A 25,517-nucleotide genomic window follows, 5' to 3' on the forward strand; every position below is an offset into this window, starting at 1 on the left:
ACGCTCATCCCTTGAGGACAGACTTGCCGATGATCAATTGCTGTACCTCGGTCGCGCCCTCGTAGATGCGCAACGACCGGATGTCGCGGTACAGACTCTCAACTTTCGTGCCCACTTTCACGCCGAGGCCGCCGTGCATCTGCAACGCCATGTCGATCACGCGGCTCGCGTTTTCGGTAGCGCACATCTTGGCCATGGCGGCGGCTGCAGAAACGTCGCCGACAGCCGTTGCGCCGCGTTGTTCGGCGTCGTCGCGCATCCACGCAGCGCGGTAGGTGAGCAGGGCGGCGCTGTCGATCAGCGCTGCCATCTCGCCGAGCTTGGCTTGCGTCAGTTGAAAGTCTGCCAGCGTCTGGCCGAACATTTTTCGATGCTGGGCATGGTGCACCGCTTCGGCCAGGGCGCGCCGCCCCATGCCAAGTGCGGCCGCTGCGACGGACGCGCGAAAGATATCGAGCGTACGCATGGCCAGCTTGAAGCCGCCGTTCCGGTCGCCCAGCTGTGCCTCGCGAGGCACGCGGCAATCTTCGAAGCGAAGTGTGGCCAGCGGATGCGGCGCCATCACTTCGATGTGCTCGGAAGCGTCGAGGCCCGAGAGCGTCGCATCGACGATGAACGCCGTGATGCCCCGCGTCCCGGCGCTCGGTTCTGTTTTTGCGAAAACGCAGTAGAAGTCGGCGATGCCGCCGTTGCTGATCCAGGTCTTTTCGCCGTCGAGTCGCCAGCCATCGACAGTGGCGGTTGCTCGCATGGCCATTGCTCCGACGTCCGAGCCAGCTTCGGGCTCGCTCAGCGCGAACGCGGCGATCTTGCGACCGCTAGCGACCGCGGTCAGGTACTCGGCGTGATGTGCTTGCGTGCCAGCCAATGTGATGGCACCGCTGCCCAGGCCCTGCATCGCAAACGCGAAGTCGGCAAGCGGCGAATGGAAAGCCAGTGTCTCGCGCAGCAACACGAGCGCGCGCGAATCCAGTCGCTCCAATGCACCGCCCGAGGTCGCGGGCACGCAGTAACGCAGCCAGCCGCCATCGCCCAGCTTGCGCACCCACTCACGGCAGGCTGCGCGGTCATCTCGCTCGTCCACACGCTGTGCCGCAGCCCATGGCAAAAGGTCGTCCGCTAGCGCACGGTGCTCATTGCCAAAAAAAGGCAACGCAAGGTGTGCGGTCGAAGGTGGTGCCGGAGGCGAGGCGAAGGCTGACATGATCGCTCAATCCCCTTGGAACACGGGCTTGCGCTTGGCGGAGAACGCCTCGTACGCACGCTTGAAGTCTTCGGTCTGCATGCAGATCGCCTGCGCCTGCGCTTCGGATTCGATCGCCTGATCGATGGTCATCGACCACTCCTGCGCGAGCATCGTCTTCGTCATGCCGTGCGCGAAGGTCGGGCCTTCAGCCAGATCGCGGGCAACTGCTGTTGCGGCCGCAAGCAGTGCATCGCCGTCATGCAGCGCGTTGAAAAATCCCCAGGCAAAACCCTCTTGCGCCGTCATTGCGCGCCCAGTGAAGAGCAGCTCCGATGCACGACCCTGGCCGATCATGCGCGGCAACAGTGCGCAAGCGCCCATGTCGGCACCGGCCAGGCCCACGCGAGTGAACAGGAACGCGGTGCGCGTTGCGGGCGAGCCGTAGCGCAGGTCGCAGGCCAGCGCGATCATCGCGCCCGCGCCGGCGCAGATACCGTCGATGGCGCCAATGATCGGCTGCGGACATTGCCGGATCGCCTTGACCAGGTCACCCGTCATGCGCGTGAACTCGAGCATCTCCGGCATCGTCATCTTGGTAAGCGGCCCGATGATTTCATGCACATCGCCGCCCGAGCAGAAGTTGCCACCCGCACCTGTGACGACGATCGCCTTCACGTCGGTCGCGTAGTTCAGCGCGCGGAACAGGTCGCGAAGTTCGGCGTACGAGTCGAACGTGAGAGGGTTCTTGCGCTCGGGGCGGTTCAGCGTGATGGTGCCGACGCCGGCTTCGTACGACCACGCGAAATGCCTGGCCACGTATCCGGCCTTCGCCTCGAATTGCGCGCGCATGGGGCTGCGCTCACCGATGTAATGTTTCATTTTTCGGCCTCTGCCAACGGGCTGCTGGAATGTTGCTTCACCTTGCCGAGCAGGCGGTGAAGTTGCGTGATCTCTTTGCTGCTCAGTCCGCCGAAAGCCTCGACGATCCAGTGCTCATGCTGCTCGGCCATGTCGATGAAGGCCTTGCGTCCGCGCACGGTAAGACGCACGCGCCAGGCACGGCGGTCGCCGGCCACGTCGACGCGTTCGACCAGGCCTTCCGTGACCAGCTGGTCGGTGATACCGGTCACGTTGCCGCCGGTCACCATCATGCGGCGCGACAGCTCGTTCATCTTCATGCCATCGGGTGCGCGCTCGAGCTGCGACATCAGGTCGAAGCGCGGCAGCGTCGTGGCAAAGCGTTCGCGCAGCCCGTTACGCACCTGCTTTTCGATCAACTGGGTGCAGGTCAGCATGCGCAGCCAGAGCCGCAACTCGTCGGGGTGTTCGCTGTGGGCGCGGGCTTCGAGGTCCATCTTTTTATTCCTCGGGCGGCAACGATTTCGAGGCCGCCGCGCTGGCTGCAGCAGCACTGGCGGCGGCCAGCATGTCTTTCTGCTTGGCGATCTCGCGGTACATCTGGTCGCGCCCGCTCAGGTATTGCTTCGGCCATTCGACCGCGCGGCTCTGCAACTTGGCCGCTTCGTGCAGCGTCCACGCCGGATCGGCCAGATGCGGCCGCGCCACCGCGCACAAGTCAGCACGGCCTGCGGCGATGATGCTGTTGGCCTGATCGGCATCGGTGATCGCACCCACTGCGATGGTGGCGATGCCGACCTCGTTGCGGATGCGATCGGAAAACGGTGTCTGGTACATGCGGCCATAGATGGGAGCCGCGGCGCGCGTGGTCTGGCCCGACGACACGTCGATGACATCGCAGCCCGCCGCCTTGAAGGCCCGCGCCATCGCGATGGCATCGTCGTCGGTGTTGCCGCCAGGCGCCCAGTCGTGCGCCGAGATGCGCACGCTCATCGGTCGCTCTGCCGGCCATGCGGCGCGCATCGCGGCGAAGACTTCTAGCGGATAGCGCAGGCGATTTTCCGTCGCGCCACCGTACTCGTCATCGCGCAGATTGGTCAGCGGGCTCAGGAACGCAGAGAGCAAATAACCGTGTGCGCAATGCAGCTCGAGCCAGTCGAAGCCAGCCTCGGCCGTACGCCGCGTCGACGCCACGAACTGCTCTCGCATCAGGTCCATGTCGGCACGCGTCATCGCTGCCGGTAATTGATTCTGTTCGCCATAGGCCAGCGCGCTGGCAGCCAGCAGAGGCCAGTTTCCGGCTTCGAGCGGCTCGTCGGTGCCTTCCCAGCCCACACGCGTCGAGCCCTTCGGGCCGCTGTGGCCCAGCTGCATGCCGATCTTCGCGCTGCTCTGGCCGTGCACGAAGTCGACGATGCGCCTGAACGCAGCCGATTGCGCGTCGTTGTACAGACCGGTACAAGCCGGCGTGATGCGGCCTTCAGGCGTCGGGCTCGTCATCTCGACGAAGACCATCGCCGCGCCGCCAAGTGCACGTGCGCCAAGGTGCACAAGATGAAAGTCCATCGGCACGCCATCGACCGCGCTGTACATCGCCATCGGCGAGACGACGATGCGGTTCTTCAGCGTAAGGCCGCGCACAGTGAGCGGCATCAGCATCGGCGGGATCGCCTTCTTGCCGCCGGCCAGCCATTGCTCGTAACCACCGAGCCAGGCGGCATCGCGCAGGCGCAGGTTTTCGTGGCTGATGCGCTGCGAGCGTGTCAGCAGCGAATACGCGAACTGCTCGACCTTCATGCCGGTGTAGCGGCCAACGTTCTCGAACCATTCCGTCGAGTTGCGCGCCGCATTCTGGATCTTCAGTACCTCGACGCTGCGGTGCGCTTCGTAGGCGGCCAGGACCTCGTTGATGTTCTCGCCGAGCGCAAATTCGTTCGCCAGATCGATGGCGTCTTCGAGCGCGAGCTTGGTGCCAGAGCCGATGGAAAAGTGCGCGGTGTGCGCCGCGTCGCCCATCAGCACGACCGGCACCGTCTTGCCGGCCACCTCGATGCGGTGCACCCAGTGTTTGCACACCACGCGCGGAAAGAGAATCCAGTTGGCAGAGCCACGCAGGTGCTGCGCATTGCTGATGAGCGCGTGGCCACCGAGGTACTTAGCGAAGAGCTTCTCGCAGAAAGCGATGGCCTCCGGTTGCTCCATGGCGTCGAGTCCGTGCGCCTTCCAGACCTCTTCGGGCGTCTCGACGATAAAGGTCGAGGTGTCGTCGTCGAACTGGTACGCGTGCGCTTGAAACCAGCCGTGCTCGGTCTGCTCGAAAGCAAAGGTGAAGGCGTCGAAGGTCTGATGCGTGCCGAGCCAAACGAAGCGGCATTTGCGCAGATCGACGTCGGGCTCGAAGGTCTCGGCGTAGCGTTGACGAATCCGGCTGTTCAGTCCGTCGCAGGCGATCACCAGGTCGGCGTCGTACTTCGCCGCTGCTGCCTGATCGTCGGCTGCATCGGTTTCGAACACGAGGTCGACGCCCAAAGCCAGGCACCGCTCTTGCAGGATGTTGAGCAGGTGCTTGCGGCCGATGCCGCAAAAGCCATGGCCGCCAGAGCGAACCGCTTCGCCTTTGAAGAAGACCTGGATATCGTCCCAGTGGTGGAACGAGTTGCCGATCAGCGTTGCGCTGGCATGGTCGGCGGCGTCGAGATTGGCGAGCGTCTGGTCGCTGAGCACCACGCCCCAGCCAAAGGTATCGAATGGCCGATTGCGCTCCAGCACCGTGATTTGCAGCGACGGCTGGCGTGCTTTCATGAGCAGTGCAAAGTAGAGCCCTGCGGGGCCACCGCCGATACAAAGGATGCTTTTTAGGCTGTTCATGGATGAATAGTTTAGGCATAAACATTCCTGTGTCAATGAACATTGAGGCTCGCTCCACAAGCAGAAGACGCTGAAATTCACTAGGATATTTAGACCATGCAAAGCCTGATTCCCAAAATCGAGTCGCAGCTTGCGGCACTTTCTGTCCCGATCGCCTTGCAGTTGCCCGATGGCCGGAGGGTCTCCGCACCAGGCTCTCGCGTCACCTTGGCTTTCTCCGAATGGTCGGCCCTGGCCAAGCTCGCTGGCCGACAGATAGGCTCCATCGGGGAGGCTTATGTCGAAGGTAAAGTGCAGATCGAAGGCGCCATGCGAGACCTGTTCGACGCCGCGGTCGCGTTGGTGCCAAGCAACCCGATCGAAAAATCCGACACCAGCTGGTGGAGCCGCCTGCAGCGGCACGCCAAGTCGCGTGGCTCGCACTCGCTGCACAAGGACGCGAAGCAGATCGAATTTCACTACGACGTCTCCGACGACTTCTACGCACTCTGGCTCGACCCGCGCCGTGTGTACTCGTGCGCTTACTACCGCACCGCCGACATGACACTGGCGCAGGCGCAAGAAGCCAAGCTCGACCACATCTGCAAGAAGCTGATGCTTCAGCCGGGTGAGCGCTTGCTGGACGTGGGCTCGGGCTGGGGTGGCTTGTTGCTGTGGGCTGCCGAGCACTACGGCGTCGACGCCACCGGCATCACGCTATCGAAAAACCAGCACGCGCACGTGCAGCAGCTCATCGAGGAAAAGGGCCTGCAGAGTCGTGTGCGCGTCGAGCTGAGCGACTACCGCACTCTCGACGAGACGCAGCCCTTCGACAAGATCTCGTCGATCGGCATGATGGAGCATGTCGGCGCGGCCAACATGCCGACCTACTTCGCGAAGATCCATGCGTTGCTGAAGCCGGGCGGCTTGGTCATGAACCATGGCATCACTTCCGGTGGCCTCGACTACCAGCAGCTGGGCGCCGGCATGGGCGACTTCATCGAGAAGTATATTTTTCCGGGTGGTGAGTTGCTGCATGTCACCCACGTGCTGCGCGACATGGCAGCGTCGGGGCTGGAAATGGTCGACACCGAAAACCTGCGGCCGCACTACGCGCGCACGCTCTGGGCATGGTCGGACTCGCTGGAGTCCAAGCTCATCGAGGCCCGCGAAGTGCTGGAGCACACCAGCAATCGCGCTGGCAACGCAGAGCGCATCCTGCGCGCCTACCGCCTCTATCTGGCCGGCTCGGCAATGAGTTTCGAGCAAGGATGGATTTCGCTTCACCAGATGCTGGCGACCAAGCCGGACGGTGACGCGGCGACGGGACGTTTGCGCGGTGCGCAATCGGTGTACCCTTTCGCCCGTGATTACATCTACAAGTGAGTGAGACGACCATGCTTTATCGGTTCAAGTCCCGGGCCTCGCCCGATTTCGTGATGCTCGAAGTGCACGCGCGCCAGCTGTTCGAGGTCATCGGCAAAACGCCGTCGCCCAAAGGCGTCGTGACCGTCGAGCAAATTCCGGCGGCCATCGCTGCGCTTCAGGCGGCCATGACGACCGAGAGCGGCAATGCGCACAACAACGACAACTTTGCGGTCGAAGGCCATGCCGCCGACGCTGAAGCACAGCACGTCGGCCTGAGCCAACGCGCTTCGCCGCTGCTTCACATGCTGAAGGACTCGCTCGCCGACAGCAAGGACGTTACCTGGGAGGTTTGATCAGTCCACCGTGGCGCCGCTGGTCTTCACGACCTTGGCCCATTTGACGTGCTCATTGGCGATCAGCGTGGTGAACGCTGCTGGCGTGTCGCCACTCGGGATCGCGCCTTGCAACTGCATCTTCTCTTTCATGGCGGGTGTGGCCAGTGACTTGGCCACTTCCTGCTGAATGCGGTTGACGATGTCGGGCGACGTGCCGGCCGGCGCCAGCAGGCCGAACCACGAGCTGGCCTCGAAGCCCTTGAGCTGCGGGCCACCGACCTCTTCCACAGTCGGCACGTCGGGCAATGCCGACGAGCGCGTCGCGCTGGTCACGGCCAGCGCCTTCAGCTTGCCGCCCTTGATCTGTTGCATCGACGAGGGCAGGTTGTCGAACATCACATCTGCACTGCCGCCCACCATGTCCATCAACGCCGGACCCGAGCCGCGGTACGGGATGTGGATCATGTAGGTGCCGGTCATGCTCTTGAAGAGCTCGCCGGCCAGGTGGATCGAAGTGCCGCTGCCGCTCGATGCCATGTTGAGCTTGCCCGGATTGGCCTTGGCGTATTTGATGAAGTCGGCCACGCTGTTGATGTTCAGGGCCTTGGCTTTTTCGGCATTCATTTCCATCACGTTCGGGACCGCGGCGACCAGCGTGATCGGCGCGAAATCCTTGATCGGGTCGAACGGCAGCTTGGGGTAGAGCGCCCGGTTGATGCCGTGCGTTCCGACCGTGCCCATCAACAGCGTGTAGCCGTCGTTCGGTGCGCGCGCGACGATTTCGGCGCCGAGATTGCCGCCGGCGCCGGGGCGGTTGTCGACGATAAATTGCTGGCCGAAGGCTTTGGAGAGTTCTGGCGCGACCGCGCGGGCCAGGATGTCGGTCGTGCCGCCGGCGGCGAACGGCACGACGATGCGAACCGGTTTGGTCGGCCAGGTGCTTTGGGCAAAGGCCGAGTGGGTGGACAGCGCAGCGGTTGCCAATGCGAGCGCAGACACGGCCAGCGCGGTGCGACGGGGGATCTTGGTGAATGAAGTCATATGCTCATTTTCACAGGCGAAGCCGCTACAGGCTACCGTGGCGATGGCGTTGCTTCACGGGCTCGCGCGATGCGGCCCCGAAGCGTTTTTCGATGCGTTCAGCCCCTCAGGCGCTGCGCTCTGCCAGCGCGCGTGCCGCGGCCACGATCGCATCGGCGCTTACCCGCGACTGCGCTTCGAGCACCGCCGAATAGCCAACGGGAATGCGTGGCGCACCGAGCCGTGCGATCTTGCAACCGGTGGCCTCTGCCGCTGACGCTGCGATCTCGGCACCGAAGCCGGCCGCTTGCACCGCCTCGTGCACGACCAGCAAGCGCTTCGTTCGGGCACACGATGCGAGCACGGTGTCGCGATCCCACGGCCACAGCGTGCGCAGATCGAGCAGATCGACCGTCACGCCTTGATCGGACAGCGCGTCGCACGCGGCGGCACAAGCCAGCAGCTGCTTGCCCCAGCTGACCATCGTCAGCGTGTCGCCGCTGCGCCGCCGCGTGGCCTGGCCGAGCGGCACCTCCAATGCAACGTCTACCGGGCCCCTTGCGCCCCACAGCGCCTTGTGCTCGATGTAGACAACCGGGTCGCCGCATTGCAGCGCGGCGCGCAGCAGGCTGTAGTTGTCTTGCGGTGTCGACGGGCTCACCACGACCACGCCGGGCAGGTGCGTGAACCAGGCTTCGAGCGACTGCGAATGCTGCGCGGCGGAGGCGTCCCAGATGCCGCCCGGCATGCGCGCTACCAGCGGCACGCGCCCTTGGCCGCCGAACATGAAGCGGTTCTTGGCTGCCTGGTTGACCAGTTCGTCCATGCCGCACAGCGCGAAGTCGACCACGCGCATTTCGACCACCGGCCGCAAGCCTGCGAGGGCCATTCCGACGCCGGCGCCCATGATGGCGGCCTCGCTGATCGGCGTGTCGATAACGCGGTCGGGTCCGAAGCGCTGCTGCAGTCCCCGGTACTGGCCGAAGATGCCGCCGCGACCGACGTCTTCGCCGATCACGACGACGTTGGCATCGGCTTCCATTTCGTGTTGCACCGCGAGCGCCGCGGCCTCCGCATAGCTGAGTTCGATCAATGCCATTGGCCGGCTCCGATGGTCTGGATGTCGGTGTAGGCGGCGCTAGGGTCGGGCCATGGGGCTGCGTCGGCGGCGCTGAGTGCGCCTTCGACTTCGGCATGCGCTTCGGCATCGATGCCGTCCAGCGCAGAGGCGGTGATGCCTGCTTTCAGGCATTGCGCGCGCGCATTGGCGATCGGGTCGGTCTCGAGTGCCGCCGCCAGTTCAGCGGGGTCGCGATAGGCCGCAGGGTCGACCGACACGTGGCCTTTGACGCGGTAGGTGAGCGCGTGCAGCAGGCGCGGCCCGCCGCCGCTTCGCACTTCGGCGACAAGCCTCGCGGCCGCCGCATGCACCGCGAACACATCGTTGCCGTCGACCTGCGTGGCCGCGATGTCCATCGATTGCGCACGCGCTGACGCGCCATCACCTGCGGTCATCGGACCGCTCGCGGTGGTGGCGCTCCATCGGTTGTCTTCGCAGACGAACAGTACCGGCAAGCCGTAGACGCGCGCCCAGTTGAGCGACTCCAGAAACGGGCCGCGGTTGATCGCGCCATCGCCGAAAAAACAAACTGTGATGGCATCGCGCTTCTGCAGTTTTTGCGCGTGCGCCGCGCCGACAGCGATGGGCAGGCCCGCCGCCACCACGCCGTTGGCGCCGAGCATGCCGACCGAGAAATCGGCGATGTGCATCGAGCCGCCTTTGCCGCCGTTGAAGCCGGTCGCCTTGCCGAACAGCTCGCACATCATTCGCGTCAGGTCGGCGCCTTTGGCCAGCGTGTGGCCGTGGCCGCGATGCGTCGAGGTGAGGTAGTCCGTCACGTTCAAGTGCGCGCAGACACCCGCCGGTACCGCCTCTTGTCCGGTCGACAAGTGCAGCGGGCCGCGCACCTTGACGAGGCCCGCCGCCTCTTGCCCATAAGCGCTCACGCCCCCCTGGCTGGCGATCTCCGCCGCATTCTCGAAAGCGCGAATGCGCACCATCGTGCGGTAGAGCGCACGTCGTTTGTCGTCTGACACCAGCAAATCCATATCGGCTCCAGCGCAGAACCGCCTGCGCAAGCCGGCAGATCGTATCGACCGTGACGCGTGGTCGTGAGCGGGCTTACCCGGCTGACGTGTTGGTGTCAGGGACGACGCAGTCGGTGTGCGACCACCGATACAGCCGCCGATACAGCATGCCGCGCGATACCTTCAACTGGCGTGCAGCCTGCGCGATGTTGCCGCCGTGCGCGGCGAGCGCGTCTTCGATCAGCTTGCGGCTATGGCCGCGCAACGTGTCTGCTTCTGAAGGTGATGCGGCTGCAGGAATGACTGGCGTGTCGGCCGGCGTCGTTGCTGTCTTCATCGTTGTTGTCGAAGCGGCTGTCTCTGCAACTTCAATGACCTGGATCGCGCGTCCGGCGTCGGCGATCCGTGCCGCCCGCAGAGGCGTCGCATGCCTGAAGTCGATGCCGTCGCGCCCTTGCCATGTCGCCTGAAGCCAGACCGACAAGCCGCTCGTCAGCCGCACCGGTTGCGGCCCTTTGCTGCGCCCGAGCCGAAGCAACGCGCGCAGGTCGAGTCCGAACAATCGCTCGACATCGCCCGGGCCACTCCCACCGCAATGCCGCGGTTGAATCAGGCCCGCACCGGCAGTGTTCATCCATGCCACCGTGCCATCCGTCGCGATACCGGCCAGCCCTTCGAGCGGCGTGCCGAAGAGCGAGGGGCTGGCCTGAAAGCGCAGCACCAGATGGTCGTGCGACTGCGCCTGCAGCAGCCGGTTCTCGATGGTGGTGGCGAAGAGCGCCACCATCGACGCCGCATCGAAACCGAAGCGCCGCGATTCGGCGGTGACGTCGAGCACGCCGGCAAGATGGCCATGCACATCGCGGATCGGTGCGGCGGCGCATTGCATCGTGCTGAGGCAGTCGTAGTAGTGCTCGGCACCGTTCACCGTGCAGGCCTGGCCGGTGGCGGCCACGATGCCCGGCGCGCTGGTGCCGATCACGCTCTCGGCGATGTTGATGCCGACGCGCGCGGTCTGTCGCAGGATGGGTTGCTGCGCGGCCGCATCGTGTTGTGTCGCATGCACGATCACGCCTTGCGCGTCGGTCAACAGCACGCGGCAATCGGTGCCGGCGAGGGCGCTTTCCATGCTGTGCAGGTCGAGCTGCGCGGCCGCCAGCAACTCGCGGTTGCGGCCGAGCGTGGCGTGCAGGCGGCTCGGCGTGACGGCATCGAACACCACTGCGCGGCGCGTGTTTTGATGCGCGCGGTTGCAGCGCATCCACGACTGGATCACCGCCTCGCCGACCAGGCCCGAGGGCCGCACGCCTTCTTCGAAAAACTGCCGACGCGCCAATGCGGTCCGCTCTGCGGCCGTGTTTGCGAAGAGTTGCCAGGGCGCGCGCGTGGTGCTGGTGGTCGTCAAGGGCATGTCCGAATGTGTTCCGCAATGGAACAGTCGTGCTTCAGGGAATTCCCGAAGATGAACAAAGCCGCCGTGCGCGCGATCCTCTGGGTCACAACGACAGGAGACATCACGATGAAGATCCCCCATGCCGTGCGCATGCTCGGTGCGCTGCTGTGCCTTGCCGGCGCTGCCGCCATAGCGCAGAGCAGACCACCGGCCAAGCCGCCGTCGAAGGTCGACGCTGCCTTCATGCGCGCCAATGCCGCCAAAACGCCCGACTGGCCGAGCTACGGCCTCGACTACGCCGAGACGCGCTTCAGCAAGCTCGACCAGGTCAATGCCGGCAACGTGAAGGACCTGGGGCTGGTCTGGTCGTACGACCTGCAATCGACGCGCGGTGTCGAGGCCACGCCGCTGGTGGTCGATGGCGTCATGTACGTCACCGCGTCTTGGAGCGTGGTGCACGCGATCGACGTGCGCACCGGCAAGGCGTTGTGGACTTACGACCCCAAGGTCGATAAGGCGAAAGGTTACAAGGGCTGCTGCGACGTGGTGAATCGCGGCGTCGCGCTGTGGCAGGGCAAGGTCTACGTTGCGTCTTACGACGGTCGCCTCATCGCGCTCGATGCGGCAACGGGCAAGACGGTGTGGGAGAAGGACACCATCGTCGACCACAGCAAGTCGTACACCATCACCGGCGCGCCGCGCGTGTTCAAAGGCAAGGTCGTCATCGGCAACGGCGGCGCCGAGTACGGCGTGCGCGGCTACGTCACCGCTTACGACGCTGGCACCGGCGACCAGAAGTGGCGCTGGTTCATCGTGCCGGGCGATCCGTCGAAACCGTTCGAAGACGCGTCGATGGCCAAGGCGGCCAAGACCTGGGACCCTTCGGGCGAATACTGGAAAGCGGGCGGCGGTGGCACCGCGTGGGATTCGATCACCTACGACCCCGAACTCAACCTCATGTACGTCGGCACCGGCAACGGCTCGCCGTGGTCGCACAAGGCGCGCAGTCCGGGTGGCGGCGACAACCTGTACCTGGCGTCGATCGTCGCGCTCAATCCGGACACCGGCAAGTACGTGTGGCACTACCAGGAAACGCCCGGCGACAACTGGGACTACACCTCGACGCAGCCGATGATCCTGGCCGACATCAAGATCGACAACAAGCCGCGCAAGGTGATCCTGCACGCGCCCAAGAACGGCTTCTTCTTCGTGCTCGACCGCACCAACGGCAAGTTCATTTCAGCGAAGAATTTCACCGAGGTGAACTGGGCAACCGGCTACGGCAAGGACGGCCGACCGATCGGCGTGGCCGCGGCGCGCGACGGCACCAAGCCCAATGATTCGATCCCCGGCCCATTCGGCGCGCACAACTGGCAACCGATGTCGTTCAACCCGATGACCGGCCTGGCCTACTTGCCTTCGCAACACGTCCCGCTCAACCTGATGGACGACAAGGACTGGAAGTTCAATGAAAACGCTCCCGGCCGTCCGCATGCGGCACTGGGCTGGAACACCGCCAAGTTCGCCAATGTGGAGCCACCGACCAGCAAGCCGAGCGGACGTCTGGTCGCCTGGGACCCGGTCGCGCAGAAGGAGGTGTGGGGCGTGGAGCACGTCTCGCCATGGAACGGCGGCACGCTGACGACGGCAGGCAACCTCGTCTTTCAGGGCACGGCCGACGGGCGAATGGTCGCCTACAACGCAAAGACCGGCGACAAGCTCTGGGAAACACCGACCGGCACCGGGATCGTCGCCGCACCGTCGACCTACATGGTCGACGGCAAGCAGTACGTATCGATCGCGGTGGGATGGGGCGGTGTCTACGGCCTGGCGCAGCGCGCGACCGAGACCAACGGACCGGGCACCGTCTACACCTTCGCTGCGGGCGGCAACGCGGCCAAACCCGACTTCGTCCAGTACCGAATGGACAAGCTGGTGCAAGGCGTCAAGTACGACCCGGCCAACGTCACGGCCGGCACCTACCTGTACGTGAGCAACTGCGTGTTCTGCCACGGCGTGCCGGGCGTGGACCGCGGCGGCAACATTCCCAATCTCGGCTACATGAACTCGAGCTACATCGAAAACCTCGACAAGTTCGTCTTCCATGGCGCTGCCATGGAACGCGGCATGCCCGACTTCACCGGCAAGCTGACGATGGAAGACGTCGAGAAAATCAAGGCGTTCATTCAAGGCACGGCCGATGCCATCCGGCCGAAGTAATTGCGCACCCTGAGGGCGCGCGCAACACGCTAGTCGGCGTACGCGCCGGCGGCCTTGATGATCGGGCCCCACTTGGCGATCTCGGCAGCCACGAACTTCTTGTGGTCTGCCGGCTCGACGCGCTTGTCGGCCATCACAACGGCGCCGAGGTCTTCTTCGCGCTTGATGAAAGCGGGGTCCTTGAGCGCGACTTTCAGTGCCTCGTTGATCTTTTTGGTCACTTCCGGCGGGGTGCCCTTGGGCGCATAGAGCCCGTGCCAGATGGTTACCTCGAAATCCTTGAGGCCCGACTCGGCGAGCGTCGGCAGGCCTTTGAGCGCCGGGGTCGTCAGGCGCTTGGGCGTGGTCACGGCATAAGCCTTGACGGTCTTTGCCGTGATCTGGCCGGTGGTGTTGGTGGTCTGGTCGCATAGCAGGTCGATCTGGCCGCCCATCAGATCCGCGATGGCAGGGGCGGTGCCTTTGTAGGGCACCGGCGTCATCTCGACCTTCATCGCACTCTGGAACAAGAGGCCACAGAGTTGCGATGCGGCACCCAGCCCGGCGTTGCCGAGGTTGATCTTTCCCTTGTTCTGGCCGATCCAGGTCTGCAATTCCTGAAAGTTGTTGGCCGGCAACTGGGGCTTGCCTATGAGCGTCATCGGCACCTCGTTGATCATGCCGAGGTAATCGAAGTCGGTCTCGACGTTGAACGGCAGCTTGCGGTAGAGCGCAGGCATCGTCGACATGCCGATGTGGTTGAGCAGCAGCGTGTAGCCGTCAGGGGTGGCCCGCGCCACCTTGGCGGTGCCGATGGAACTGCCCGCGCCCGCCACGTTGTCGACCACGATGTTGGTGCCGAGCGGCTTGGCAAGGGCTTCAGCGAGGTCCCGCGCCACGCGATCGGTCGGGCCTCCGGCGGCAAACGGCACGACGATGGTCACCGTCCTTGCGTTCGGGTAGGTCTGGGCATGCGTGGCAACGGCGGTCAGTGCCATTGCGGCGATCGCAAACAAGGTCTTCATGGGTGTCTCCCGGATGAAAAATGCCGATGGTATCGGCTGACCAGACCCTGACCTATACCGACTAGCCCTTAGATTGGTGCCCGGCCACGCGCTTCGTGCGCCAGCACTTTTTGCAGCGCCTGCTCGAAGGACGTGCGTGCGGCGCCGGCCACTGCCGTCAGATGTTTGTGCAATGCGGCGTCGGCGGCGTTCGACGAGGCGCAATCCACGCTGTAGCGTTCGAATCCGGCGAGTTGCAGCGCAATCTCGGCCACATGTCGAAGGCACTCGCATGCGATCGTCGACGGGCGTTCGGCAAATTCAGTCAGTTTTTCGTCACTGAACCGTCGCGGCGCAGCGTGCCATTCCATGTTGAAGGGCAATGCGTTGTCGGACTCGTTTCGCATCAGTTGCGAAAGATCGCGGGCGGTGGCGGGTTCGCGGCGGACCCTTACCCCGACCTTGCGCAACGCCTCGACAGTGCCCTCGGCGGTGAAGTTGTAAAGGACTGCCGTCGTGCCGGCGTTGAGAGACTTGGCGAGCGCCAGCACGCGATCGACCGATGCGGGTTGCAGCGATGCGAGCCGGACAAGCAAGACGTCGATGCTGCCTTCAGCGGTCGGGTGCAACTCGGCCTGGTCCAGGTCTTCGTAGACCGCCCGCAACTCGTACCCCATGACCGACTCGAGTTTGTGCGCCGCACTGCGACCGACGACGACAACGCTTCGAGTCGCGACCGGAGCGCCTGAGATGGCGATCGAAACACCTTCGCCGAGCGACTGGAGGGCGGCGAGCTCGAGGTTGGCGATCGTTCCGATGGCGTGCCCGTTGTGGGTCAGTTGTCGAAGCAACTTGAGACGTGACACGTCATGGCTCGAATAAAGGCGCTGCCCGGTCGACGTTTTCGATGCCGACACCACGTCGTAGCGGCGCTCCCAAACGCGAAGTGTTGCTACCGGCAGCCCGGCCAGGCGCGCAGCCGTTCCGCTTCGAAGGCTTGCATTTGGCGTGGGGTCGATGGGGTCAGTGTTGAGCGGCATGGTCGAGAAGTTGAAGAGGCTATTGCCTACACATCATAGCGAAAGAATGAAGTGGATTTGAATCGCTAATCTCTAAGATAGCGGTAAATAGCGTGTCATAAACCGTACATGACAAGGTTATTTGGCTAATATTCGATTCAAGAAGTGTTCAAAACAGGTGCAAATATGACTCAAGAGAACGTTGTCACACAAAATGAAGTGGTTGTGTACTTCGACGGCGCGTGTCCGGTTTGCTCCAGCGAGATCGCCTATTACCGCCGCCAACCGGGTGCGGACACCTGCCAGTGGATCGACGCTTCGAACTGCGCAGAAACGGATCTGGGGCCAGGCCTGACCCGCGCTGCCGCCTTGAAACGCTTTCACGTGCGCCGGCCCGATGGAACGCTCGCGGACGGTGCCCGCGGCTTCGGCGTCTTGTGGCAAGCACTGCCCCGCACAGCGTGGCTGGGGCACATCGTTTCGTTCGGTCCGATGCCCATCGTGCTCGATTTCACTTACCGCGGCTTTCTGGCGGTCCGGCCACTCTGGCGCAAGACGCCGTCCGAATTGCCCGCGACCTCAGCGACCCCGGTCGACACCACCAACGAGCACGCGGGCGAACCGCGTCCGGTGCAGAGCGGCTCGGGCGCCTTCGGCGCACTAGTTCGCCGTCTCTGATTCACCTTCCATCTCCAAAAGGAAAAACCGATGTCAAGCCGCAAAATTCGTCCCGCCATCGCGGTCATTGGGGCAGGGATAGCCGGGACGTCCTGCGCCGCGGCGCTCCTGCGTGCCGGGCACGACGTCACGCTGTTCGAGAAATCGAACAACGTCGGCGGTCGAATGGCCACCCGACGCGTTCAATGGACCGACGCTTCCGGCGTCGAGAGGTCGACTGATCTCGACCATGGAGCGCAACAGTTCAGTGCGCAAAGCCCGCGCTTCCGGGCGGTCGTCGCTCGCGCAGAGGCGGCTGGGCAAGCCGAGTTTTGGCAGCAGCGCGTGTATGCGGCGTTCCCCGAGCCGAGGATGCGACTTCGGGTCATGCCGGTTCCCGACATGCCTTCGTTCTGCCGAAACCTGCTCGGCGGCGTGCCCATGCGCATGGGCCAACAAGTGCAAAGGCTGCAACGGGGGGTCGATGGTTGGCGCCTCGTATTTTCGGACGGCGAGTCGGCTGGATTGTTCGACCATGTGATGCTGGCCATGCCGCCGGCCCAGGCCGCGCTGTTATTGGCGGGACACAAGGACGATTGGGCCGACGCACTTGCAGCCGTTCCCATGACGCCATGCTGGACGCTGATGGCCGTCACCGACGATGTCGATTGGCCCTGGGATGCCGCCGAGCCGGAAAACGGCCCCCTCGCAGTGGTGACGCGCAACGACCGCAAGCCGGGTCGCGACGGCGCTGTCGGCTGTGCCAGTTGGGTAGCCCACGCCACGGCCGCCTGGAGCGAGGCGCATCTGGAAGACGATCCCAAAGCCGTCGTGCAGATGTTGCGTGCTGCACTCACCGCGTTGATGCCTCCGGATTCGCAGCGCAAGTGGCAGCATGTAGGCGTGCATCGCTGGCTGTATGCCTCACTTGGACAGCCATCGTCGGGGCACTCCGAATGCTGGTGGGATCCGGTGATCGGCCTCGGCGTTTGCGGAGATTCATTCGGCGCAGGCACGGTCGAGGCGGCCTGGCGTTCCGGGGACGAGCTTGCAGACACAGTGGCTGCCAGCCTCGACACGGAACTGATCGTGGTCGAGGAGATCCCGCAAGTGATGGCGCGGGTCCGGATTACGCAAGAGATCCATTGAACCCCGGCGGCGGCGCGGCTTACCTGTAGCTGCGCGCGTCTTCGATCACCTTGCCATCGTTCGGAAGACTGTTCGGCGTTACGCATTCGACCGCGCCGCGCAGCTTCGTGACTTCGCGAATCGTTTCCGCCACTCGCGCTTCCAGTCCTTCGGGTGCGCCGTCGCACTCCAGCTTTAGCGTCATGCGGTCGTCGCCCATCTCGCCTTCGACCACCAGACGTGCGCGCCGCACTTCCGGAAACCGGCTTGCGATGTCCGCCACTTGCGATGGGTGGACGAACATGCCGCGCACTTTGGTGGTCTGGTCGGCGCGGCCGAGCCATCCCTTGATACGTTTGTTGGTACGGCCGGTGGGGCAATCGCCGGCCAACACTGAAGACAAGTCGCCGGTGCCGAAGCGCACCAGCGGGTAGTCTCGATTGAAGGTGGTCACCACGATCTCGCCGACCTCGCCATCGGGCACGGGGTCACCGGTGCCGGGCCGCACGATCTCCACCAGCACGCCTTCGTCGAGCACCAGGCCTTCGCGCGCGCTCGTTTCGTAAGCGACCAGGCCCAGGTCGGCCGTTGCGTAGCACTGCGTGCCGCGTACTCCGTGCGCATCGATCCAGTCGCGCAGGCTGGGTGGAAAAGCCTCGCCCGACACGAGCGCTTTTTTGAGTCTGGGGAGCGGCGTTTTCAGCTCTGCAGCCTTCTCGAGAATGATCTTCAGGAAGCTCGGCGTGCCAATGTAGCCCTCGGCCTGCAGATCGACCATCGCGTCGACCTGCTGCTCGGTCTGGCCGATGCCGCCGGCAAACACCGTGCAGCCCATCGCGTGCGCGCCGCTTTCCATGATCGAGCCCGCAGGGGTCATGTGATAGCTAAAGCAGTTGTGCACCAGCTCGCCGCTGCGAAAGCCTGCCGCGTGCAGCGCGCGTGCCGTCCGCCAGTAGTCGCGCGCTTCGCCTTCGGGTTCGTAGATGGTGCCTGGGCTCGCGAACACGCGCGGCATGCGCGAGCCACGCGCGATCGCCGCGAAGCCGCCGAACGGGTCGTTCGCGCGTCGTTCTTTCTGCAGCGCGAGCAGTTCCGATTTGCGTGTGACCGGCAACCGGGACAGCGCTTCGCGCGACGTGATGTCGGCCGGCTTCACGCCATCGAGAATCTTCGCGAAGGCCGGCGCTGCAGTCTGCGCCTGCATGATCTGTTTGGGCAATGCGGCGAGCAAGTCGCGCTCGCGTTCGGCCGGGTCGCGCACTTCGAGCGCGTCGTAAAAATCTGTCGTCATGCCAACCACCGCTTTCTGCGCTTGTAGCTCTTCACGTCGCGAAAGCTCTTGCGGTCTGCGCCACCGACGCCGAGGTAGAACTCCTTGACGTCTTCGTTCTCGCGCAGGCTCTTCGCCTCGCCGTCCATGACGATGCGGCCGTTTTCCAGGATGTAGCCGTAATCGGCGTAGCGCAGTGCCATGTTGGTGTTCTGTTCGGCGAGCAAAAAGGTCACGCGCTCTTTTTCGTTCAGGTCTTTGACAATGCCGAACACCTCGTCGACGATCTGCGGCGCGAGGCCCATCGACGGTTCGTCGAGCAGCACCATGTTCGGTGCGGCCATCAGCGCGCGGCCGATGGCGCACATCTGTTGTTCACCGCCCGATGTGTATGCGGCCTGCGAAGAGCGGCGCGTTTTCAGGCGCGGAAAATACGTGTAGACCTTCTCGAGCGTCTGCGCTATGGCGGCCTTGCCGTCGGTGCGCGTGTAGGCACCCGTCATCAGGTTCTCTTCGATGGTCAGGTGCGCGAAGCAGTGCCGGCCTTCCATGACCTGCACCAGCCCGCGCTTGACCAGGGCCGAGGGTGTCAGCGCTTCGATGCGCTCGCCGCGCAGCTCGATGGTGCCCTTGGTCACCGCGCCGCGCTCGGCTAGCAGCAGATTGCTCACCGCCCGCAACGTGGTCGTCTTGCCGGCACCGTTGCCGCCGAGCAGCGCCACGATCCCGCCCTCGGGCACCTTCAGCGACACACCCTTCAGCACGAGGATCACGTGGTTGTAGATCACCTCGATGCCGTTGACTTCGAGCAGCGGCTTGGCCGTCGGTGCAATGGATGTGGCTGAAGATTCCATGGGCGTTCTTTACGCGGTAGTTCGCTGTCGCTTGGAAGCTTGCAGCCTTAGCTGCAAGAACGCGCCTTGACGTTCTTGTCCTTGGCGTACTTTTCGGAGAACTCCTTGACAAGCGGGTCGATGAACTTCTTGTCCGACTGGTACCAGTCGGACTTGTTCTCCCACTTGCTGCCGTCCCACGTCACGATGCGCGCCCAGTCGGTGCCCATGTGGTTGCTGCAGGATGTCTTGACCGGCCGCATGATTTCGCCGAAGCCCAGCGCCTTCAGCTTGTCGGCCGTGAGGTCGAGGTTTTCATAACCCCAGCGCACCTGCTCCGACGTCAACGCCTTTCCCTTGCCGTACTTTTCCTGCGCGGCGCGAATGGCCTCGACCTGCAGCATCGAGATCATCATGCCGCGCGTGTGCGCCAGCGTGCCGACGCCGTCTGCCGCACCGGTGCCCTGACCCTTGTCGTAGACGAACTTCCTGAGGTCGTCCTGCACCTTGTCCTTGGCTGCGCTGTTGTGGATGGTGATGGCGTTGTAGCCCTTGGCACCGGCGCCGATGTCCTTCACGTCGTGATCGGAGCCGGCCCACCAGATCGCGTACATCTTCTCGCGCGGGAAGCCGCTGGCCTGTGCTTCACGGATGCCGGCAGGCGTCATTACGCCGGCCGACCAGAACAACACGTAGTCGGGCTTCTGCTGGCGAATCTGCAGCCAGACCGACTTTTGCTCGACGCCGGGCGGCGTGACCGGGAACAGCGAGAGCTCGAAGCCTTCGGCTGCGGCGCGCTTTTGCAGCAGCGGGATCGGCTCCTTGCCGTAAGGCGAGTCGTGATAGACCAGCGCGATCTTCTTGCCCTTGAGGTTGCCTTTTTCTTTCTTGGCGATGTCCTGGATCATCACGTCGGCAGCAGTCCAGTAGGTGCCGAGCAACGGAAAGTTCCACTCGAACACCGTGCCGTCGACCGACTGCGACAGGCCGTACCCGGGCGTCTCGATCGCCACCTTGTCTGCGTAGGCCTTGTCGGTGACGGCGAAGGTGATGCCGGTCGATTGCGGATCGAAGCCCGACGCGCCGGTGCCCTTGCCCTTCAGGCGCTCGTAGCACTCCACGCCCTTGGCCGCGTCGTACGCCGTCTCGCATTCTTCATACGTGAGCTTGACGCCGTTGACGCCACCATCACGCGCATTGACGAGCTTCAAGTAGTCCTGCTTGCCGTCGGCCCACGGGATGCCCAGGGGAGCGAACTGACCGGTGCGGTACACCAGCAGCGGCACGAACTGTTCGGCAGTCTGCGCCTGCGCGATCGAAGTCGCGGCGACCATCGAAAGTCCCGCGACGGCGAAGGCCGCGGTGCGAGCGAAGTTCATCAATCTCATGGCTTGTCTCCTTTTATTGAGCACATCAAAGTGCAGGGTTGGAACGACGTTGAAAACGGTGAGTGAGCGGGTTCAGTGCGGTCAATGCGGGAAGGGCCACAGCCGCAGCTTCTGTCGCGCCGTCGACCACAGCCGCGCCAGTCCGTGCGGCTCGACGATCAAGAAGAAAACGATCAGTGCGCCGAAAATCATGTGCTCCAGATGCGACGCCGTAGCGGTCGATATCGACAAGCCGAGCCAGTGCGGCACGTAGTTCAGGAGCAGCGGCAGCATCACGATGAAGGCAGCGCCAAAGAAGGCGCCGGCAATCGATCCGAGCCCGCCGATGATGATCATGAAGAGCAACTGGAACGACTTGTCGATGCCAAAGGCCGCCGGCTCCCATGCACCCAGATGCACGAAGCCCCACAGCGCACCGGCCACGCCGACGATGAAGCTGCTGACCGCAAACGCAGTGAGCTTGGCGTACACCGGGCGAATGCCGATAACGGCCGCGGCCACGTCCATGTCGCGCATTGCCATCCACTCGCGGCCGATGGCGCCGCGCACCAGGTTCTTGGCCAGCAGGCCGAACACCACGACGAAGCCGAGACACAGCAAATACTTTTGTACCGGCGTGTTGAACTCGAAGCCCAGCATCTGCAGGGTACGCACGCTGACCGAGCCGGAAGACGAGTCGTTGGTGACCCACTTCACCCGGTTGGTGAACCAGTCGATGAAGAACTGCGCGGCCAGCGTCGCGACCGCCAGGTACAGCCCGCGGATGCGCAGGCTCGGTATGCCGAAGAGCACGCCCAGCACCGTGGCGGCCAGCCCGCCGCCGAGGATAGCGATCAACAGCGGCATGCCCTCGACGCGCGCCTGCAGGTTGAAGGCCGCGTACGCGCCAATCGCCATGAAGGCGCCCGTGCCGAGCGAGATCTGCCCGCAATACCCGACCAGGATGTTGAGCCCGATGGCCGCCAGCGCGAGGATCAGAAAAGGGATCAGCACCGCGCGAAAGCTGTAGTCGCTCACCGTGAGCGGCACCACGACGAACGCGATGACCGCCAGCGCCAGCATCGCCCAGCGGTCTTGCGCGATCGGGAACAGCGCCAGGTCGGCCCGGTAGCTGCTCTTGAATTGACCGTTTTCTCTGTAGAACATAGTGGCGGTTTCGTCAGACGCGGTCGATGATCTTGTCGCCGAACAGACCTTGCGGGCGGATCAACAGAACTGCGAGCGCCAGCACATAAGCGAACCAGTTTTCGATGCCGCCGCCGAGGTACGAGCCCAGATAGATCTCTGAAAGCTTCTCGCCGACGCCGATGATCAGCCCGCCGATGATGGCGCCGGGTACCGAGGTGAGGCCACCGAGAATCACCACCGGAAACGCCTTCAGCGCGACCAGCGAAATCGAGTACTGCACGCCGAGCTTGCTGCCCCAGATCACGCCTGCGACCAGCGCGACGATGCCGCCGACCGACCACACGATGACCCAGATTCGGCCGAGTGGAATGCCGATCGACTGCGCCGCCTGATGGTCGTCGGCCACGGCGCGCAGCGCGCGACCGGTGCGCGTCTTCTGGAAAAACAGGGTCAGCAGAATGACCAGCGTTGCCGCAGCGACCGCCGAGTACATGTCTTCCTTGTTCAACAGCAAGCCGCCTTCGAAGATGTTCTCCAGAACCAGCAGCGGATCTTTCGGCATGCCGACGTCGATCTTGTAAGTCGCACTGCCGAAGATCAGCTGGCCTGCGCCGTCGAGCACGTTGCCGATTCCGAGCGTCGCCATCAGCAGGGTGATGCCCTCCTGGTTGACCAGCCGCCGCAACGCGAAGCGCTCGACCAGCCAGGCGACGCCGACCATGCACAGGGCCGCTGCGATGAACGCCAGGATGTTGGCCAGTACCAGGCTGCTGAAGCCGAACCACAGCGGGAACCATTCGGAGAACCGTGCCATCGCCAGCGCCGCGAACAACACCATCGCACCCTGCGCGAAGTTGAAGACGCCGGACGCCTTGAAGATCAGTACGAAGCCCAGCGCGACCAGGGCGTAGAGCATGCCGACCATCAGGCCGCCGAACAGGGTCTCAAGAAAAAAGCCCATGTCAATGTTCCACGCCCAGGTACGCCCGGATCACGTCTTCGTTGTTGCGCACTTCGTCCGGCGTACCGTCGCCGATCTTCTTGCCGTAGTCGAGCACCACCAGGCGGTCGCTGATGTCCATCACCACGCCCATGTCGTGCTCGATCAGCACGATGGTGGTGCCGAACTCGTCGTTGACGTCGAGGATGAAGCGGCTCATGTCCTGCTTTTCTTCCACGTTCATGCCGGCCATCGGCTCGTCGAGCAACAGCACCTGCGGCTCCATCGCCAGCGCGCGGCCGAGGTCGACGCGCTTCTGCAAGCCGTAGGGCAGCTGCCCCACCGGCGTTTTGCGAAACGGCTGGATCTCCAGGAAGTCGATGATGCGTTCGACGAATTCGCGCTGCTCCAGCTCTTCGCGTTCGGCCGATCCCCAGCCGAACGGATTGCGAAAGGCTTGCGCGAGCAGGCTGCTCTTCATCTTCAGGTTGCGGCCCGTCATGATGTTGTCGAGCGCGCTCATGCCCTTGAAGAGCGCCAGATTCTGGAAGGTGCGTGCCACGCCCATTTCGGCTACCTGGCGCGAGTTCATGTGCGTGAAGGTCTGGCCGCGGAAGGTGATGGAGCCTTGCTGCGGCTGGTACACGCCGTTGATGCAGTTGAGCATCGAGCTCTTGCCCGCGCCGTTCGGCCCGATGATGGCGCGCACCTCGTGCTCGCGCACATCGAAGCTGATGTCCGTCAACGCCTTCACGCCACCGAAGCTGAGCGAGATGTTCTGCACGTCGAGGATGACCTCGCCGACTTTTCTATTTGCTTGCCCGGGGCGGCCCGGCGCGGCGCTCATGCGGCCGCCTTCACTTCAGCGAAGCGCTTCGCATCGACGATCTGCAGAGTCGCGCTGACCGATCCGGTGCGGCCATCTTCAAACTTCACTTGCGTCTCGATGAACTGCTCTGTCTTGCCCGTGTAGAGCGCCTCGATCAGCACCGCGTACTTCTCGGCGATGAAGCTGCGCCGCACCTTGCGGGTGCGAGTCATTTCGTCGTCGTCGGGGTCGAGTTCCTTGTGCAGCACCAGGAAGCGCGCGATCTGCGTGTCGGCCATGCCGGGCTCGGATGCGAGGTCTGCGTTCACCTTGGCCGTGCATTCGGCGATGAGCGTCAGCACCTCGGGCTTGCCGGCCAGATCCACGTAGCCGGCATACGCCAGGCCGCGTCGTTCAGCCCAGTTGCCGACCGCTTCGTAGTCGATGTTGATGAAGGCGCACACGGTGTCGCGCGCATCGCCGAAGCACACCGCTTCCTTGATCTGCGGAAAGAACTTGAGCTTGTTCTCGATGTAGTTGGGCGCGAACATCGCGCCACCGGCCATACGACCCACATCCTTGGCGCGATCGATGATGCGCAGGTGGCCTTCGCTGTCGAGCACGCCGGCATCGCCGGTGTGAAAGTAGCCATCGGCATCGAGCACTTCGGCTGTCGCGTCGGGCCGCTTGTAGTAGCCCTGCAGTACCGACACGCCGCGCACCAGCACTTCGCCGTTGTCGGCAATGCGCAGCTCCATCCCAGGCGCCGCAGTGCCGACGGTCTGAAGCTTGACCTTGCCGTCCTGCTGCATGCACACGTACGCGCAGGTTTCGGTCTGGCCGTAGAACTGCTTCAGGTTGACGCCGATAGAGCGATAGAAACGAAACAGGTCGGGCCCGATGGCGGCGCCCGCGGTGTACGCCACGCGGATGCGGCTCATGCCCAGCACGTTGCGCAGCGGCCCGTAGACCATCAGGTTACCGACCGCGTACAGCGCGCGGTCCGTCGCACTGACCGGCGCGCCGTTGAGGATGTCGGCACCGACGCGTTGCGCCAGCGCCATGAACTTGGCATACAGCCATCGCTTGGGCGCGGCCGCGTCTTCCATGCGGATCGACACGGCGGTGAGCAAGCCTTCGAACGTACGCGGCGGGCCGAAGTAATAGCTCGGCCCGATCTCGCGCATGTCGTTCATCACCGTGGCCGCCGACTCGGGGCAGTTCAGCGTGAAGCCGCCGACCAGCCATTGCGCCACCGAAAAAAGATGGTCGCCGACCCACGCCATCGGCAGGTAACTCATGATGTTGTCGCCGGGGCCGAGTTTGTCGCTCACCACGCCGCCCTGACCTGCGGCGATGAAGCTCGCATGCGTCTGGCACACGCCCTTGGGCCGCCCAGTGGTGCCCGAGGTGTAGAGGATCACGCCGACATCGTCGGCATTGCCACTCGCCACCGCGGCGTCGAAAAATCCCGGATGCGCCGTGTCGAAAGCACGGCCCAATTCGCGCAGTTGCTCGTAGCCGATCAGCCCCGGCTGGTCGTAGTGACGCAGGCCTTTGGGGTCGTCGTAGATGATGTGGCGGATCTGCGGCAAGTCGGGTTGCGCGGCCAGCTTGCCTTGCTGGATTTCGCGGCACTCCAGCAGCTTGTCGACTTGCTCCTGGTCTTCGACGATGACGAACTCGATCGAAGCGTCTTTCAGCATGAAGACCATCTCGGTCGCGACCGCGTCCTGATAGAGCGGCACCGGCACGCCGCGCAGGCTCTGCGCCGCGACGACCGCCATGTACAGGTGCGGCCGATTCGCGCCGACGATAGCGAGGTTATCGAAAGTCTTGAAGCCGAGGCTCGCGAGGCCGCAGGCGATTTCACGCACCTCCTGCGCGGTCTCGCGCCAGGTCCAGGTCTGCCAGATGCCCAGGTCTTTCTCGCGCACTGCCGGCGCGTCGGGCCGCGCTTTCGCATGCGCCTGCAGCAGGCGGGGAAAGGTGGGTGGCTTGGACGCCGGAGCGAGCAGCGAAGCGGTGGAAAGGGTCGGCACAGTGGG

At 64.1% G+C, this 25,517-nt stretch carries 22 protein-coding genes; 5 read left to right on the forward strand and 17 right to left on the reverse strand.

Annotated elements, in window-relative coordinates; all coding sequences use genetic code 11:
- Positions 1–4: 4 nt before the first annotated feature.
- The 4 genes from H7F36_RS07715 to H7F36_RS07730 are packed head-to-tail and all read right to left on the reverse strand — an operon-like array spanning position 5 to position 4,912.
- A complete protein-coding gene (locus H7F36_RS07715) occupies positions 5–1,204 on the reverse strand; it encodes an acyl-CoA dehydrogenase family protein (protein ID WP_187054115.1) in 1,200 nt (399 codons plus the stop codon).
- Between the two features lie 6 nt (positions 1,205–1,210).
- A complete protein-coding gene (locus H7F36_RS07720) occupies positions 1,211–2,065 on the reverse strand; it encodes an enoyl-CoA hydratase family protein (protein ID WP_187054116.1) in 855 nt (284 codons plus the stop codon).
- Positions 2,062–2,541: a MarR family winged helix-turn-helix transcriptional regulator gene (locus tag H7F36_RS07725; RefSeq protein ID WP_187054117.1), complete on the reverse strand. Its 480-nt coding sequence runs from the start codon at positions 2,539–2,541 to the stop codon at positions 2,062–2,064. The genes H7F36_RS07720 and H7F36_RS07725 overlap by 4 nt, the downstream gene beginning before the upstream one ends.
- 4 nt (positions 2,542–2,545) lie before the next feature.
- The gene (locus H7F36_RS07730) at positions 2,546–4,912 is read right to left on the reverse strand and encodes a bifunctional salicylyl-CoA 5-hydroxylase/oxidoreductase (protein WP_187054118.1); all 2,367 of its coding nucleotides are present in this window, start codon (positions 4,910–4,912) and stop codon (positions 2,546–2,548) included.
- A 96-nt stretch (positions 4,913–5,008) separates the two neighbouring features.
- Here H7F36_RS07730 and H7F36_RS07735 point away from each other — a divergent pair, with 96 nt between their 5' ends.
- Together H7F36_RS07735 and H7F36_RS07740 are read left to right on the forward strand one after the other, a co-directional pair.
- Positions 5,009–6,277, forward strand: a complete 1,269-nt coding sequence (locus H7F36_RS07735; protein WP_187054119.1) for a class I SAM-dependent methyltransferase — start codon at positions 5,009–5,011, stop codon at positions 6,275–6,277.
- Positions 6,274–6,612 carry a DUF1840 domain-containing protein gene (locus H7F36_RS07740; RefSeq protein ID WP_261802528.1) on the forward strand — a complete coding sequence of 113 codons (339 nt, stop codon included), beginning with the start codon at positions 6,274–6,276 and terminating at the stop codon, positions 6,610–6,612. Before H7F36_RS07735 ends, H7F36_RS07740 begins: the two co-directional genes overlap by 4 nt.
- Here H7F36_RS07740 and H7F36_RS07745 read toward each other — a convergent pair whose 3' ends face one another.
- From H7F36_RS07745 to H7F36_RS07760, 4 genes are all read right to left on the reverse strand, one after another.
- The gene (locus H7F36_RS07745) at positions 6,613–7,635 is read right to left on the reverse strand and encodes a Bug family tripartite tricarboxylate transporter substrate binding protein (RefSeq protein ID WP_187054120.1); all 1,023 of its coding nucleotides are present in this window, start codon (positions 7,633–7,635) and stop codon (positions 6,613–6,615) included.
- Between the two features lie 106 nt (positions 7,636–7,741).
- Positions 7,742–8,713 carry an alpha-ketoacid dehydrogenase subunit beta gene (locus H7F36_RS07750; RefSeq protein WP_187054121.1) on the reverse strand — a complete coding sequence of 324 codons (972 nt, stop codon included), beginning with the start codon at positions 8,711–8,713 and terminating at the stop codon, positions 7,742–7,744.
- Positions 8,704–9,723: a thiamine pyrophosphate-dependent dehydrogenase E1 component subunit alpha gene (locus tag H7F36_RS07755; RefSeq protein WP_410003071.1), complete on the reverse strand. Its 1,020-nt coding sequence runs from the start codon at positions 9,721–9,723 to the stop codon at positions 8,704–8,706. The genes H7F36_RS07750 and H7F36_RS07755 overlap by 10 nt, the downstream gene beginning before the upstream one ends.
- Before the next feature lie 73 nt (positions 9,724–9,796).
- Positions 9,797–11,113 carry a helix-turn-helix domain-containing protein gene (locus tag H7F36_RS07760; protein WP_187054122.1) on the reverse strand — a complete coding sequence of 439 codons (1,317 nt, stop codon included), beginning with the start codon at positions 11,111–11,113 and terminating at the stop codon, positions 9,797–9,799.
- Positions 11,114–11,221: 108 nt separating this feature from the next.
- Between H7F36_RS07760 and H7F36_RS07765 the strand changes: the two genes are divergently transcribed.
- Entirely contained in the window at positions 11,222–13,315 is a 2,094-nt protein-coding gene (locus tag H7F36_RS07765) for a PQQ-dependent dehydrogenase, methanol/ethanol family (protein WP_187054123.1), read from the forward strand.
- A 29-nt stretch (positions 13,316–13,344) separates the two neighbouring features.
- Here the strand turns inward: H7F36_RS07765 and H7F36_RS07770 are convergent, their stop codons facing one another.
- Both H7F36_RS07770 and H7F36_RS07775 read right to left on the reverse strand, forming a co-directional pair.
- A complete protein-coding gene (locus H7F36_RS07770; protein ID WP_187054124.1) occupies positions 13,345–14,319 on the reverse strand; it encodes a tripartite tricarboxylate transporter substrate-binding protein in 975 nt (324 codons plus the stop codon).
- Positions 14,320–14,387: 68 nt separating this feature from the next.
- Positions 14,388–15,338, reverse strand: a complete 951-nt coding sequence (locus H7F36_RS07775; protein ID WP_187054125.1) for a MerR family transcriptional regulator — start codon at positions 15,336–15,338, stop codon at positions 14,388–14,390.
- A gap of 165 nt (positions 15,339–15,503) precedes the next feature.
- Between H7F36_RS07775 and H7F36_RS07780 the strand changes: the two genes are divergently transcribed.
- The gene (locus tag H7F36_RS07780; RefSeq protein ID WP_187054126.1) at positions 15,504–15,995 is read left to right on the forward strand and encodes a thiol-disulfide oxidoreductase DCC family protein; all 492 of its coding nucleotides are present in this window, start codon (positions 15,504–15,506) and stop codon (positions 15,993–15,995) included.
- A gap of 30 nt (positions 15,996–16,025) precedes the next feature.
- Positions 16,026–17,123: an NAD(P)/FAD-dependent oxidoreductase gene (locus H7F36_RS07785; RefSeq protein ID WP_187054127.1), complete on the forward strand. Its 1,098-nt coding sequence runs from the start codon at positions 16,026–16,028 to the stop codon at positions 17,121–17,123.
- 19 nt (positions 17,124–17,142) lie between these two features.
- Here the strand turns inward: H7F36_RS07785 and H7F36_RS07790 are convergent, their stop codons facing one another.
- The 7 genes from H7F36_RS07790 to H7F36_RS07820 form a co-directional block, all read right to left on the reverse strand.
- Positions 17,143–18,393: a phenylacetate--CoA ligase family protein gene (locus H7F36_RS07790; RefSeq protein ID WP_187054128.1), complete on the reverse strand. Its 1,251-nt coding sequence runs from the start codon at positions 18,391–18,393 to the stop codon at positions 17,143–17,145.
- The gene (locus tag H7F36_RS07795) at positions 18,390–19,226 is read right to left on the reverse strand and encodes an ABC transporter ATP-binding protein (RefSeq protein ID WP_187054129.1); all 837 of its coding nucleotides are present in this window, start codon (positions 19,224–19,226) and stop codon (positions 18,390–18,392) included. The genes H7F36_RS07790 and H7F36_RS07795 overlap by 4 nt, the downstream gene beginning before the upstream one ends.
- 47 nt (positions 19,227–19,273) lie before the next feature.
- Positions 19,274–20,539, reverse strand: a complete 1,266-nt coding sequence (locus H7F36_RS07800) for an ABC transporter substrate-binding protein (RefSeq protein WP_261802622.1) — start codon at positions 20,537–20,539, stop codon at positions 19,274–19,276.
- A 135-nt stretch (positions 20,540–20,674) separates the two neighbouring features.
- Positions 20,675–21,739 (reverse strand): branched-chain amino acid ABC transporter permease, encoded by a 1,065-nt coding sequence (locus H7F36_RS07805; protein ID WP_187054131.1) that lies wholly within the window; start codon positions 21,737–21,739, stop codon positions 20,675–20,677.
- 13 nt (positions 21,740–21,752) lie between these two features.
- On the reverse strand, positions 21,753–22,682 hold the full coding sequence (locus tag H7F36_RS07810) for a branched-chain amino acid ABC transporter permease (protein ID WP_187054132.1): 930 nt from the start codon (positions 22,680–22,682) through the stop codon (positions 21,753–21,755).
- A gap of 1 nt (position 22,683) precedes the next feature.
- On the reverse strand, positions 22,684–23,508 hold the full coding sequence (locus H7F36_RS07815) for an ABC transporter ATP-binding protein (protein WP_187054133.1): 825 nt from the start codon (positions 23,506–23,508) through the stop codon (positions 22,684–22,686).
- Entirely contained in the window at positions 23,505–25,511 is a 2,007-nt protein-coding gene (locus H7F36_RS07820; protein ID WP_261802530.1) for an AMP-dependent synthetase/ligase, read from the reverse strand. The genes H7F36_RS07815 and H7F36_RS07820 overlap by 4 nt, the downstream gene beginning before the upstream one ends.
- Between the last annotated feature and the right edge of the window lie 6 nt (positions 25,512–25,517).

The organism is Variovorax sp. PAMC28562 (genome assembly GCF_014303735.1).
Taxonomy (GTDB): Bacteria; Pseudomonadota; Gammaproteobacteria; order Burkholderiales; family Burkholderiaceae_C; genus Variovorax.

Coding starts and splice junctions, on each gene's coding strand:
- H7F36_RS07715 (WP_187054115.1), bottom strand. CDS start 1,204: ATGTCAGCCTTCGCCTCGCCTCCGGCACCACCTTCGACCGCACACCTT.
- H7F36_RS07720 (WP_187054116.1), bottom strand. CDS start 2,065: ATGAAACATTACATCGGTGAGCGCAGCCCCATGCGCGCGCAATTCGAG.
- H7F36_RS07725 (WP_187054117.1), bottom strand. CDS start 2,541: ATGGACCTCGAAGCCCGCGCCCACAGCGAACACCCCGACGAGTTGCGG.
- H7F36_RS07730 (WP_187054118.1), bottom strand. CDS start 4,912: ATGAACAGCCTAAAAAGCATCCTTTGTATCGGCGGTGGCCCCGCAGGG.
- H7F36_RS07735 (WP_187054119.1), top strand. CDS start 5,009: ATGCAAAGCCTGATTCCCAAAATCGAGTCGCAGCTTGCGGCACTTTCT.
- H7F36_RS07745 (WP_187054120.1), bottom strand. CDS start 7,635: ATGACTTCATTCACCAAGATCCCCCGTCGCACCGCGCTGGCCGTGTCT.
- H7F36_RS07750 (WP_187054121.1), bottom strand. CDS start 8,713: ATGGCATTGATCGAACTCAGCTATGCGGAGGCCGCGGCGCTCGCGGTG.
- H7F36_RS07755 (WP_410003071.1), bottom strand. CDS start 9,723: ATGGATTTGCTGGTGTCAGACGACAAACGACGTGCGCTCTACCGCACG.
- H7F36_RS07760 (WP_187054122.1), bottom strand. CDS start 11,113: ATGCCCTTGACGACCACCAGCACCACGCGCGCGCCCTGGCAACTCTTC.
- H7F36_RS07765 (WP_187054123.1), top strand. CDS start 11,222: ATGAAGATCCCCCATGCCGTGCGCATGCTCGGTGCGCTGCTGTGCCTT.
- H7F36_RS07770 (WP_187054124.1), bottom strand. CDS start 14,319: ATGAAGACCTTGTTTGCGATCGCCGCAATGGCACTGACCGCCGTTGCC.
- H7F36_RS07775 (WP_187054125.1), bottom strand. CDS start 15,338: ATGCCGCTCAACACTGACCCCATCGACCCCACGCCAAATGCAAGCCTT.
- H7F36_RS07780 (WP_187054126.1), top strand. CDS start 15,504: ATGACTCAAGAGAACGTTGTCACACAAAATGAAGTGGTTGTGTACTTC.
- H7F36_RS07785 (WP_187054127.1), top strand. CDS start 16,026: ATGTCAAGCCGCAAAATTCGTCCCGCCATCGCGGTCATTGGGGCAGGG.
- H7F36_RS07790 (WP_187054128.1), bottom strand. CDS start 18,393: ATGACGACAGATTTTTACGACGCGCTCGAAGTGCGCGACCCGGCCGAA.
- H7F36_RS07795 (WP_187054129.1), bottom strand. CDS start 19,226: ATGGAATCTTCAGCCACATCCATTGCACCGACGGCCAAGCCGCTGCTC.
- H7F36_RS07800 (WP_261802622.1), bottom strand. CDS start 20,539: ATGGTCGCCGCGACTTCGATCGCGCAGGCGCAGACTGCCGAACAGTTC.
- H7F36_RS07805 (WP_187054131.1), bottom strand. CDS start 21,739: ATGTTCTACAGAGAAAACGGTCAATTCAAGAGCAGCTACCGGGCCGAC.
- H7F36_RS07810 (WP_187054132.1), bottom strand. CDS start 22,682: ATGGGCTTTTTTCTTGAGACCCTGTTCGGCGGCCTGATGGTCGGCATG.
- H7F36_RS07815 (WP_187054133.1), bottom strand. CDS start 23,508: ATGAGCGCCGCGCCGGGCCGCCCCGGGCAAGCAAATAGAAAAGTCGGC.